This is a genomic window from Limosilactobacillus ingluviei DSM 15946 (assembly GCF_001435775.1).
In the GTDB taxonomy this organism is placed as follows: Bacteria; Bacillota; Bacilli; order Lactobacillales; family Lactobacillaceae; genus Limosilactobacillus; species Limosilactobacillus ingluviei.
Map to the genome: position 1 here is coordinate 1 of NZ_AZFK01000049.1, position 12,436 is coordinate 12,436.

Annotated in this window: 7 protein-coding genes and 1 pseudogene; 7 read left to right on the plus strand and 1 reads right to left on the minus strand. The window is 47.7% G+C overall.

The features are described 5' to 3' along the window. The first annotated feature begins 68 nt into the window (after positions 1–68). From FC43_RS11400 to FC43_RS06615, 4 genes and pseudogenes are all read left to right on the plus strand, one after another. Positions 69–701: pseudogene (locus tag FC43_RS11400) on the plus strand (SDR family NAD(P)-dependent oxidoreductase). A gap of 27 nt (positions 702–728) precedes the next feature. Continuing rightward, entirely contained in the window at positions 729–860 is a 132-nt protein-coding gene (locus tag FC43_RS11505) for a hypothetical protein (protein WP_019206593.1), read from the plus strand. 511 nt (positions 861–1,371) lie between these two features. Next, positions 1,372–6,024: a mucin-binding protein gene (locus FC43_RS11315; protein WP_082611476.1), complete on the plus strand. Its 4,653-nt coding sequence runs from the start codon at positions 1,372–1,374 to the stop codon at positions 6,022–6,024. Positions 6,025–6,441: 417 nt separating this feature from the next. Further along, complete coding sequence (locus FC43_RS06615) at positions 6,442–6,849, plus strand: hypothetical protein (protein WP_155818347.1); 408 nt, start codon at positions 6,442–6,444, stop codon at positions 6,847–6,849. 70 nt (positions 6,850–6,919) lie between these two features. Here the strand turns inward: FC43_RS06615 and FC43_RS06620 are convergent, their stop codons facing one another. Beyond that, positions 6,920–8,299 (minus strand): sugar porter family MFS transporter, encoded by a 1,380-nt coding sequence (locus FC43_RS06620; protein WP_019206597.1) that lies wholly within the window; start codon positions 8,297–8,299, stop codon positions 6,920–6,922. Between the two features lie 374 nt (positions 8,300–8,673). On the opposite strand from FC43_RS06620, the gene xylA reads away from it, so the two are divergent. The 3 genes from xylA to FC43_RS06635 form a co-directional block, all read left to right on the plus strand. Beyond that, the gene (gene xylA / locus FC43_RS06625) at positions 8,674–10,023 is read left to right on the plus strand and encodes a xylose isomerase (RefSeq protein ID WP_019206598.1); all 1,350 of its coding nucleotides are present in this window, start codon (positions 8,674–8,676) and stop codon (positions 10,021–10,023) included. A 301-nt stretch (positions 10,024–10,324) separates the two neighbouring features. Then, the gene (gene xylB, locus FC43_RS06630; protein WP_019206599.1) at positions 10,325–11,833 is read left to right on the plus strand and encodes a xylulokinase; all 1,509 of its coding nucleotides are present in this window, start codon (positions 10,325–10,327) and stop codon (positions 11,831–11,833) included. Between the two features lie 332 nt (positions 11,834–12,165). Beyond that, the coding region (locus tag FC43_RS06635) for a helix-turn-helix domain-containing protein (protein WP_156648322.1) at positions 12,166–12,436 on the plus strand (271 nt) is incomplete at its 3' end.

The window sequence follows — 12,436 nt, forward strand, 5'->3', positions numbered from 1 at the left end:
TGTGGTTCAAGCACTCATCAGAAGGGTGTTTGCTCACAAGCCACGTCCTTTAGGGCATGGTGGTTGACATGAAGAAAGTGGCATTAATTACCGGGGCGACCGGCGGCTTGGGCCGGGCGTTGGCGTTGGAACACGTGCGCCACGGCGGGGATGTGATTTTAGTGGCGCGCAAGGCTACCAAAGTGCACGCCTTAGCGGCGGAATTGCACCAGGTGGCGCCGGGACAACAAGTGGAATCAGTGGTGGTTGATTTTACCGCGGCCGATGCGGCCCAGTGAGTCTTTGCCGCGGTCCAAGTGCTGGGTTGGCCGGTGGATTATTTAATCAATAATGCCGGGTTTGGGGGTGGCAGTGTGTTTGTGACCCGGTCGGCCGCCTGCGATCTGGCGATGGTGCAGGTGAATGCGGCGGTGCCCACGGCATTGTTGAAATTATTTTTACCGGGGATGGTGGCGCGCGGACACGGCCGGGTCTTAAGCGTGGCGTCGGCCGCGGCGTGGTTCCCAGGACCGGAACAAGCGACCTATTTTGCGACCAAGGCGTACTTGGCCGCGCTTAGCAATGCCTTGTGGTACGAGTTAAAACCGCTGGGGATCAGGGTGACCACCCTCTTGCCCGGACCGATTGAGACCGGTTTTGCCCAAGCCGGGCAGCTGGCCCAGCCCCGGTTGTTTGCACCGGGCACCGGGGTGGCGCCCTAAATCGTCGTGCGGGTGGGCTACGCGGGGATGATGCGGGGGAAGCGCCAAGTGATCGTCGGGATGGCGTGGTGGATGTGCTGGGCGGCCCAGTGCTACCCTTGGTTGCCGAAACGGTTGGTGTTGGCCGTGATTGCGGCCTTACAACGGCCCCGCCCGTGACCGCTGGCCGGCTTGAAAATAATGTGAAATTATAAACTAATTTTAAAATTGACAAAAATAAACTGATGCGATTGGTGTAATCAGCGCCGACCGCATCAGTTTTTTATGCGTGGCGGTGCCTGGACACGAGCTTAATAAAATTAAGTTTATAGGGGGGGGTAGCGCGACGGTGTTGACTGCAACGTTTTATTCGCAAAAAATTCACTAATCATATGCATTTCATTTATCATAAATAAACCGTTATGTTAAAATCACAGTGAATTGGTAGCCAAAATGGATTATTACAACGATAATTTTTTTGATTTAGGAAGCGCTTCCAAAAGTGATAAATCAACGGTTGGATTTTAAATTTTTCGGTTGATTATATGAAAGGCGAATGATGGTAGTGAGTAAGTAGCGGAATTTTGAAGAAATATTATATTCAACAATTAGGCTGATAGCTTAATGGTAGCGCTATTGTTCTGGTGTACTGCAATACACCACTAGTTATTAAATTCGGGAGGTAAAAATAATGATGAAGCGACCTGAATTTTTAGAAACTAAGCGGACACCGCGTTATAGTTTACGTAAGCTTAACGTTGGTGTGGCTTCGGTATTATTAGGAGTAACCATTTTTGGAATTAACTTTACAGATCATTCTGTAAAGGCAGCAACCATAGAAAGCGTTGAAAATTCCAATAGTCTATCAAACAGTAATTCGCAACAAACTTCAGCAGTTGTATTGAAAAATGAAACTAATACTCAGCAAGTAACTAGTACAACAGAAAAAGTTCAACAAGGTAGTGCAAATAACAATACAACAGCTAATAATTCTACAGAAGCTGCGACAACCTCACAATATTCACCAAATACGCAAGGTAGCGCTGACACTGATATTAATCCATCAGCAGCAAGATTAGCAGCTAAGAATTTATTGGCAATGAATTTATTCGCAATTTCTGATACTAACAGAAATGCAGCAGGTACACCAGATCCAACGGTTCCAGATAACTCAGCTAATACTGCTATTATCAACAACCAAAATAACTTGGCTAATGACTGGATGCAGTTAGAGCAAGGAAAACTGAAAATTTACTTTACAGTTAGAGGGTTTGATAACAAAATTTATGTTTCTTCATATGCGGATGCACAGAAAAAAATTAAATCACTTATAATTAGTAATCGACTGGATCCTAACAGTTTAGAGTTTCATGTGGATTTTGAAAATACTGACGTTAAAAAGAATATTGGTATTTGGTTTGGTTGGAATACAAGTGTAATACAAATAGATACTAGACGGCTGGGAACCGATGGAATTGTTGCTTATGGAAAATCAGGTAAGCAATATCAAATTGGTTTGAATCATGACGGCGGTCTTTATGATTATTACAAAAGAATGGTTGAATTGGGCAAAGACATCAGTAAGGTAGGAGCACTCTATATGACCTACCCCATTGAAGCTAATGATACTATTTCGACGGTAATTCCAGTTAAATATATTGGTAATAAAAAACAAACAACTAGTATTTCTCTGACTAGTTATTTTAAGGGACATAAGGCGTATCCAGGATTGGAATTAGAGTTTCTTGAATTACATCCAACTCAAATTGAAACACCAGCTAAGCCAACAACTGATAAAGATACTGTTACTACTGGGATCTACAATAATCCCCAGATCACTACTTCAGACTGGCTTAAGATGGTTCATGGTGAAGCGATTGCTTACTATACTGCCAAGGGCAAAGATGGTAAGACTTATGTGACGGGCTATGTAGCTGCTAACGGTAAGTCGCAGTCCATCATTAACGTGGAACAAATCGATTTGAGTACCCTGGAATACCACCTGATCTACCACAATGGTGACAAGGAAGTTCGCTCTGGGTTATGGGCTAACTTTGCTGATAATAAAACGATAGCAATTGATACTAGTCGTTTAGGTGCCGATGGTCCGCAGTTAAAGAGCCAACAAGGTTGGTCCTATAAATGGGCTATTAATGGACCTAGTGACGGAGGTATTTATTATAATAGTTGGGCAGAATATCTCAAGGCTCACAACAATGTAGGGGACCAAGCCACTAATATTTCTATGACAGGGGTTGCTTTCAAGCCAGATGATATGGTTGAACTCGTTATCCCAGTTAAGTATACAGGTCAGCTGTCTGCCAGAACCCCATCCTTAGCTTTCTCTCCACATATTAACGACTATGGTAATGGTTCCACTCAAAACTGGGCAGATCTTTACTTTACAACTGTGCACAAGGACTTAAGTAAGGTTAAGCAGGTAGTCTTGCTTCCGACTGAGTTCATGGGGGAACAACCTGGTCAATCAGACTGGAAGCTCGTTAAGGAAATTCCCAAAGATATGCTAAATGGGTGGGAGGCCCTTAAAATTAGTAACTTCCCAACCTTTAAGGGATCATTCAATATGGATTCACTACCAAAAGGGGACTTACCACTGGTTGTTTACGGCAGTGCGAAATACTTTATTGACCTAAGGCAAATTCAACAAATTTTTTCTAACCATGGTTACACGGTCAGGTATGCTAACAACAACGGTAAAGCTCAGAAAATGCCATTCTATGCATACTCCAACCTGTCACTGGCAGTCGTCCGTGTTGATAATGATGGTAAACCTGTCGACCCATCACCTGTCGACCCATCTATCTGGGTAATCCACGTTCAAGCTGTGCCTGCTATTATTTTAAATAAGGATGAACACTATGTGGCAGATCCAAATGCTAAGCCATGGGACCGCACTTCAATGATTGATGAGATTTATGCTGCTGATGACGCAGGACAGCGGAAGACGCGCGATCAACTAGAAAAGTTGCCAAAGACGGACGTGCATATTAGTTATGAATACAAAGCTCCAGGGGCTACTAAGGCCGTTGCGGTTGATAAGGTCGACTTGACTAAGGCGGGGGTATACACTGTCACTTACAGTCATACTTATGCTGATGGGCAAGTAGTTAAGGATAGTCGCAAGGTTTATGTCGATGATGTTAAGCAAGAAACCAAGGACATTACTCGAACAATTATTGTCCACGAGCCAAACGGAACTGACCAAAAAGTTATCCAAAAAGCAACATTGACACGGAAAGGGATTCTTGATGCAACTACTGGGGAAATCAAATCTGTGGGTAAATGGTCTACTGCTAAGTGGGAAACATACTCAGCTCCAGAATTTAAAGGTTACACTCCAGCCCCGGCTCAAATTGCTGAAACTACTGTGAACGAGGATACTCAGGATACAACTGTTGAGATTAGCTATACAGCTAACGACCAGACGGCTACGATTACCTACATCGATGACACGACGGGCACGACGCTGATGACAGATACTGCTAAAGGTAAGTTTGGTCAGGCGATTGCCTTTAAAGTGGCACCAAGTCAGCGGATTAGTGATTATGAAGGCCAACACTATATCCTAGTAGGTAATATATTTAAGGACAATAAGTATCAGGCTGATAACCAAAAGAACCGGTTTGAGGTTCACTTCAAGCATGCGACTACGCCGATCAGTGATACGAAAACGGTCACTGAAATCATCCACTATACTTACGCTAACGGCTCCCCGGCCGTTGGTGATAAAGTTCAGACTGTTCGCTTTACGCGGTCCGGAACGACGGATTTGGTAGATGGCGTGACAACGTGGCAAGGTTGGATGCCAGCAGCTGGACATTTTGCTAGTGTTGATTCGCCAATGATTGCTGGCTACACACCGAGTGAGGCTGAGATTCCGGCCATTGCGGTTCGTTATGGTGACCCGGATGTCAAACGTACAGTAAAGTACACGGCTAACCAGCAGCAAATCACCGTCAACTATATCGATGACGTGACCGGGCAAACGTTACAATCTAAGACCTTAACTGGGGCTTCTGATACTTCCGCTAACTACACGACGCAACCAACGATTGCTGGTTATCTTGGCCAACACTATCTGCTGGTTTCTGATGAAACACAGGGACAGGGACTAACCTTTGACCATAATGATCGAGTCAACCAGGTTTATGAAGTTCACTTAACACACGCCACTAAACCGGTTAGGGATGTGAAGAAAGTTAAGGAAACCATCCGGTATGTCTACGCTGATGGTAGTCAGGCTGCGGATCTGAAGACGGTCAGCGTTGATTTTAAGCGAAATGGGACGACGGATCTGGTTATTAATCAGACCAAGTGGGGTGCCTGGAAACCAGCAAACCAGCAGTTTAAGGCGGTTCAATCACCAACGATTACTGGTTACACACCAGACCGTGCCAGTGTTGACGCCATTACGATTAACCCGACTAGCGATAACGTTACCCAGATGGTTACTTACACCGCCAACGACCAGACGGCTACGATTACCTACATCGATGACACGACGGGCACGACGCTGATAACAGATACTGCTAAAGGTAAGTTTGGTCAGGCGATTGCCTTTAAAGTGGCACCAAGTCAGCGGATTAGTGATTATGAAGGCCAACACTATATCCTAGTAGGTAATATATTTAAGGACAATAAGTATCAGGCTGATAACCAAAAGAACCGGTTTGAGGTTCACTTCAAGCATGCGACTACGCCGATCAGTGATACGAAAACGGTCACTGAAATCATCCACTATACTTACGCTAACGGCTCCCCGGCCGTTGGTGATAAAGTTCAGACTGTTCGCTTTACGCGGTCCGGAACGACGGATTTGGTAGATGGCGTGACAACGTGGCAAGGTTGGATGCCAGCAGCTGGACATTTTGCTAGTGTTGATTCACCAACGATTGAGGGTTATACACCCGATGTTGCGGTGGTTGATAAGTTGGTAGTTAACCCAGAAAGCAGTAGTGTGGTCAAAACGGTTACCTATACCGCTAAGACCGCACCTGCAACGCCAACAAGCCTATCAGTGCCAACGAGTCCTTCAACACCAACGAGTCCGTCGACACCAACAAGCCCGTCAACACCAACGAGTCCAACCATGCCAACGGCACCGGTTAACCCAACCACACCTGGTGCCAATACCAACATTCCGGGTGCAGTCGTTACCCCTGGACAGGCAACTACCAACGATAATCACCAAAAGGCTAACCAATTGCCACAAACTGGTAATACTGACCACAATGCTGAGTCAGTTGTCGGTGTCGGCTTAGCTGCCTTAGCAGGTATCTTTGGTTTGCTTGGACTGAAAAAGAAGAAGCGCGAAGACCAATAATGATTCCACAAGCTAATTGTGGTAATCAGCGAGTTTCGTAACTAATCGTTAACGAAACGAAAAGCCCACGAGATGGCAGATCAGAAATGCCACCTTCGCGGGCTTTTTTGTAAGCACGGCATAATAGACCGTATTTAGCAGAATAGCGCTCAGAAGTATCCTTGAAGGAAGGACAACTTCTGAGCGCTATTTGCGTCTATTGAGTTCCAAATTTACGTTGAATTTCTGGATCCCACGGTAAATAAGCCTCCCAGACTGGACTTTCAGTCCATGTGAAGGCTGATAGGAGATGTTCTAAGTACTCACGTACCTTGAGCTGATTTAATTTAGCCGTTTGAATGAAGGTATACCAAATGGCGTTCGCTTCAGCCCCAGCTTCGGTTTTCGCAAATAAGTAATTTTTGCGTCCGATAGTTGTTGGCCGAATCAGTTGTTCATCGGACTGGCGTACTTCCAGCAAATGGTGAGAAGCGTGACTGGGATTTGAGTTCAGCCTATTCAGAAGCTGGTCACCTAATTCCAGATCTTGCACCAGGCCTGGGTGCTGTTAAGTTCAAGGAGTTTCATAACCTGGCTGCCAATCAATTTTCACGAATTGTTAAGGCCACCGGAAAAATGAACGGACCTTATACAGTAGGCGTGGGGATCTTTGATATTGAATATCCGAAAAACTACAAAGGATTCGTAATTACCCCGAAAAATGTTGATGATGGTCCTCGATATTTTCGGCAGATCCAAGCGGTCTTTGAGTCTTGGGACTTTTTTCCCAGCCTCTTTCCGGCCAAACATCATCAAACTAAATCACGAAAAAACCGGCGCGCTTGAACCCTCAGGCGCGCCGGTTTGGCATTTAGTTTGATGATGTTTGAATCTGACAGCAACTTAAGCGTAACCGTTATTTAACGGGTGCGTGAACCGCAGCCGAATTTTCGTCCGGAGCTTGATCCCGCAGCATTTGTTCGATGTCTTCCAGTGAACGACCCCGGGTTTCAAAGACCTTGGCGTGAACAAACCAGATCCCCAAGAAGCACAGGACCCCGTAACCGATGAAGAGGCTCCCAGTCCCGAAGAAGTCAAGCAACGCTGGGAAAGTCAAGGAAACGATCAAATTGGCGGTCCAGTTGACAAACGAACCAAAAGAGTTCCCTAAGCCCCGGATGTTCAGCGGGAAGATTTCCCCCAGCATGACCCACATGACGGGACCCCAAGTTGCGGAGAAAAAGGCAATGTAGATCGTCATTGCCAAGACACAGATGATGGCTGCCGTTCGCGAACCACCGGAGAAGTGCATCCCAAAGCTCATGACAAACAGGGAAACCCCCATCCCAAGTCCACCGAAGATCAGCATCTTCTTGCGGTCGACCTTGTCCATCAGCGCCATGGCAATGGCGGTGACAATCACGTTAAAGATCCCAATCCCGATGTGGGCCAGTAGGGCAGCGTTAACCCCGAACCCAACGTCGGTAAAAATGGTTGGGGCGTAGTACAGCACCGTGTTGCATCCCATCACTTGTTGGAAAATCGTCAAACCAATCGCGGCGACCAGGGATGGCCGCACCATCGTCCCAAAGAGTTCCTTCAAGCCCCCGTTTTGCATGTGGACTTGTTCATTGATCTTGGCCATGTCGGTGTCTACGGCGGCCGTATCGTTGTTGTTGATGTTCATCAAAATAGCCCGGGCATCGGCATCCCGACCGATTTTCACCAGGTAACGCGGGGATTCGGGTAAGAACAGCCCCCCGAAGAACATGATTGCGGCAGGCAAAGCAGCCAGCCCTAACATCCAACGCCACCCCGTGTAGAGGTTTTCAAAGCCCCAGTTGACAACGTAGGCCAAGAAGATCCCGGTCATGACCATCAGTTGGAACAGGGCTGAGACCGTCCCCCGCTTCGCCGCTGGGGACAATTCAGCCAGGTAAGTTGGAATCATTGAGGAGGCGGCCCCCACGGCCAACCCTAAGATGATCCGGAACAAGACTAAGGCGATGAAGTTGTGGGCAAAGGCACAGCCCAGGCCCCCAACCACGAAAATCAAGGAAGATAATAGCAATAATTTCCGCCGGCCGTAACGGTCGGAGCTGGGCCCGATTACGACGGAACCAATCATGGCCCCAAGTAAGACCCCGGAAACAACCCAACCTTGTTCCCAAGAACCGAGTGACATTTGCTTTTGGATAAACAGGATCGCCCCGGAAATAACCCCGGTATCGTACCCGAAGAGCAGGCCACCTAAGGCCCCGAAGAAGTAAATAAAGCCAGGAGAAACTTTCTTCATGATTAGTGACAACTCCTTTTTTAAAGGCCCCAACGTGCTTCACAGAATCGTTAGGACATGTATGATTTGAAAAGAGAACCAAGTTAGCTGTCAAATGAGTTGGTTTTGTAAATCAACCAACGTGAGAAGTGTAACATAATTCGTCGGTTCGGTAAAGCGCTTTCTTAACTCTGCTCAACGATCGAAATTAAAACTTTCATTTAATAGCGCGGAAAAGCGGGGCGGGAATTTTCGCTAGCCAAGTGGGGCTCCGAAAAAAATGACCAGAAATTTCCGGGAAAGGGTTTACAAATTTGGCTAAAGGGACTAGTATATGACTCGTAAGTTAGTTGTCTAAACAAACTATTTAAGATTTTCCGTAGGAGGCTATTCACATGAGTGATTTATGGCAAGGAATTGACAAGGTTCAATACGTTGGACCACAACATGGTAAGAAGTCGGGATTAGCGTTCCAATACTACAACCCAGAAGAAGAAATTCTGGGCAAGAAGATGAAGGACTGGCTGCGGTTCTCCGTTGCCTACTGGCACACCTTTGACCAACGACTGGTGGACCCATTTGGGGACGGCACGGCCACGCGGCCATACGACAAGTACACGGACCCAATGGACAATGCCTTGGCCAAGGTCGACTACGCCTTTGAATTCTACAACAAGTTGGGCGTTGACTACTTTGCTTTCCACGACCGTGACTTGGCCCCAGAAGGCAACACCCTGCGTGAAACCAACGCCAACTTAGACAAGGTCATCGACAAGATCGTTGAATACCAAAAGTCAACGGGGATGAAGGTACTTTGGAACACGTCCAACCTCTTCACTAACCCACGTTTCTTATCCGGGGCGGGCACGGCACCATCGGCAAAGATTTACGCTTATGCCGCAGCGCAATTAAAGCACAGCCTGGAAGTCGGGAAGCGCGTCGGCGCGGAAAATTACGTCTTCTGGGGTGGTCGTGAAGGGTACGAATCCCTTTGGAACACGGACATGAAGCGTGAACAAGAACACATTGCCAAGCTCTTCCACTTGGCCAAGGATTACGCAAACGAAATTGGCTTTGACGCCCAAATGCTGTTGGAACCAAAGCCAAAGGAACCAACGACGCACCAATACGACTTTGATGCGGCCACGACCTTGAACTTCATGCGCGAATTTGGCTTGGACAAGGACTTCAAGCTGAACTTGGAAGGCAACCACGCCAACCTGGCGGGCCACACTTACCAACACGAAATTTGCGTGGCGCGCGAAGCCAACATGTTAGGTTCCTTGGACGCAAACCAAGGGGACAAGCTGATTGGTTGGGATATCGACGAATACCCATCCAACCTCTACGAAACGACGGCGGCAATGTGGGAAGTTGTCCAAGCGGGTTCAATTGGACCACGCGGGGGGCTGAACTTTGACTCCAAGCCACGTCGGACTTCTTGGACGGCCGAAGACCTCTTCTACGGTCACATTGTGGGGATGGACACCTTTGCTGCTGGGCTGCGGGTTGCTGCGGCGCTGAAGGAAGATGGCTACTTAGACGACGTTGTCAAGACGCGTTACGCTTCTTGGGACGAAGGTCTGGGCAAGGATATCGAAGATGGCAAGGAAGACTTCAAGAGCTTGGAAGCCAAGCTGCTTGACGTACCACAAAGTGAACTGCGGGCCGCAACCCAATCTGATCACTTAGAACAAATCAAGGACACGTTGAACCACTACATTGTCCAAACGTTGGCCAAGTAAGCCAGCCGGTGTTGTTCAAGTCGTAACGAATCATCAATCACACACTTAATCTAATCACACGCATAATTTTCAATGTTCACCAAACTGGAAACAAAGGCTAATCACTTGAGACGGTGGGAATGGTCTCAAGCGACAGATTCGTGATGGAAATCTGGCATAGACAAATTGGCGGTCCAGCCAAGGCCTGGGCCGCCAGGGAATAAATTGCAAAATACATGGAATTTGGATTCGCATCACCGCATAATTGGGTGCGGATCCTTTTTTCTTGCCCAGTAGGCAAAATGATTTTGGAGGGAGCAAAATGAGTAAGTACGTCATCGGGGTCGACCTGGGAACCAGCGCCGTCAAGGTATCAGCTATGGACAAGGCGGGGCAGGTCGTGGCCCAACAAAGTTATGATTATCCGCTGAGCCAACCCCAACCGGGCTATAGTGAACAAAATCCCCAAGACTGGCTCTATGCGACGACGATCGCGTTGGACCGGTTGATTTTAAAGGATGGCTTGGCCAAGGAGGACTTAGCGGGGATTTCATTTTCTGGCCAAATGCACGGCTTGGTTTTGTTGGATGAAAACAATCAAGTCCTGCGGCCCGCAATTTTATGGAACGATACCCGGACGACCAAGCAATGTGAAGAAATTACCACGCAAATGGGCGACCGCTTTGTCGAACTGACGGGGAACCGGCCCTTGGAAGGGTTCACCCTGCCAAAATTGCTGTGGGTCAAGGAAAATGAACCGGAAATTTGGGCCCAAGCCAAGACCTTCTTGCTGCCCAAGGATTACGTCCGCTTCTGCATGACCGGCGAGCTGGGGATGGACTACTCCGACGCGACCGGGACGGTGCTACTAGACATCAAAGCGGGACAATGGAGCCAAGAAATTGCCGATACCTTTGGCATTCCGATGAGTATGTGCCCGCCACTGCTCAAGTCGATTGACCAAACCGGCACGATTTCCTCCGCTTACGCGACCTTCTCGGGCTTGAGTACGGCGACGAAGGTCTTTGCCGGTGGGGGTGACAACGCGTGTGGGGCAGTTGGCGCCGGGATTTTGCAACCGAATATGGTTATGTCGTCAATTGGGACGTCCGGGGTGGTTTTAAAGTATGAAGAACGGGCCGACGTCGACTACCACGGTCAAATTCAATACGAATGCCACGCGATTCCGGATACCTATTACTCGATGGGGGTCACTTTGGCGGCGGGGCACTCGCTGAACTGGTTTAAGCACCAGTTTGCCAGTGAGGAAGCCTTTGATGAAATGGTGGAAAAAGCCAGCCAACGGCCCTTAGGCGCCAACGGGCTGCTCTTTACGCCGTACGTGGTGGGGGAACGGACCCCGTATGCTGATGCGGATATTCGCGGGAGCTTTATCGGCGTTGACAGTATGCAAACCAAGGCTGACTTTACCCGGGCCGTGATGGAAGGGATCACCTTTAGTTTCCGTGATATTTTAAATATCTATGATCAAAACGGGCAAGAATTTGATACGGTCGTGGCGATCGGTGGGGGCGCCAAGAGTGATTTTTGGTTGCAAATGCAAGCTGACATCTTCAATAAAAAGGTCGTGGCCCTGACCAACGAACAAGGGCCGGGCTTAGGCGCCGCTATGATTGCGGCAGTCGGCCTGGGGTGGTTTGACAGCTTGCAAGCTTGTGCGCAGGCCTTTGTGCACTTTGGCCAGACCTACCAACCCCAACCGGCGAACGTGGCGCGTTATAACGAACTTTACCAAATTTATCACCAAGTTTATGCCCAAACCAAGGGCTTAACCCATGAGCTGATGGCTTTCCGCCGGCATGGTGAATAATTAAAAATTAGTTAATTTGATAATTTTTATGGTAACGGTTACAATGCTGAGGGTTGATTGTTTGACAAAATTGTAAAGGAGGAGATAACTGTTAATTAAAATATCGAACAATGTGGAATAACGCTCTCTAATGTCCGTGAGAAAGACAAAATGTAGGATGGATATTAGGAAACTAGCTAACCAAAATAGCCAGCGTCATGCCAGCGAAAAACTTGCGAAACGAAGGGAACAGTGAGATGATTAAAGTGTCAACAACACGATTGTTTGATCGTTTTTTGGTACTTTGGCGATCTCACGTATCCGAATTGGTGGCTTGAGAGGTGGTGACTGTGATGTTGCGCACGCAAAAGGTAAAGTTATATCCAAATCAGACGATGAAAAAAGTACTCGATGACCTGTGCGATTACCGACGCTACTGTTGGAATCAGGGTCTGGCCCTTTGGAACGATATGTATGATGCTTCAGTGATCCTCGCTGATAAGAAGCAGCGGCCCAACGAACGCAAGGTTCGGAATGAACTGGTTGCTAATAAGGCCGACTGGCAGTTTCAACTGTCGGCGCGGTGTCTGCAGTTGGCGATTTCTGATCTGGGTAAAGCGTGGC

Bases quoted from the DNA above. Each gene is read 5' to 3' on its own strand.
- FC43_RS11505 (WP_019206593.1), top strand. From the start codon at position 729: ATGATGCGGGGGAAGCGCCAAGTGATCGTCGGGATGGCGTGGTGGATG.
- FC43_RS11315 (WP_082611476.1), top strand. From the start codon at position 1,372: ATGATGAAGCGACCTGAATTTTTAGAAACTAAGCGGACACCGCGTTAT.
- FC43_RS06620 (WP_019206597.1), bottom strand. From the start codon at position 8,299: ATGAAGAAAGTTTCTCCTGGCTTTATTTACTTCTTCGGGGCCTTAGGT.
- xylA (WP_019206598.1), top strand. From the start codon at position 8,674: ATGAGTGATTTATGGCAAGGAATTGACAAGGTTCAATACGTTGGACCA.
- xylB (WP_019206599.1), top strand. From the start codon at position 10,325: ATGAGTAAGTACGTCATCGGGGTCGACCTGGGAACCAGCGCCGTCAAG.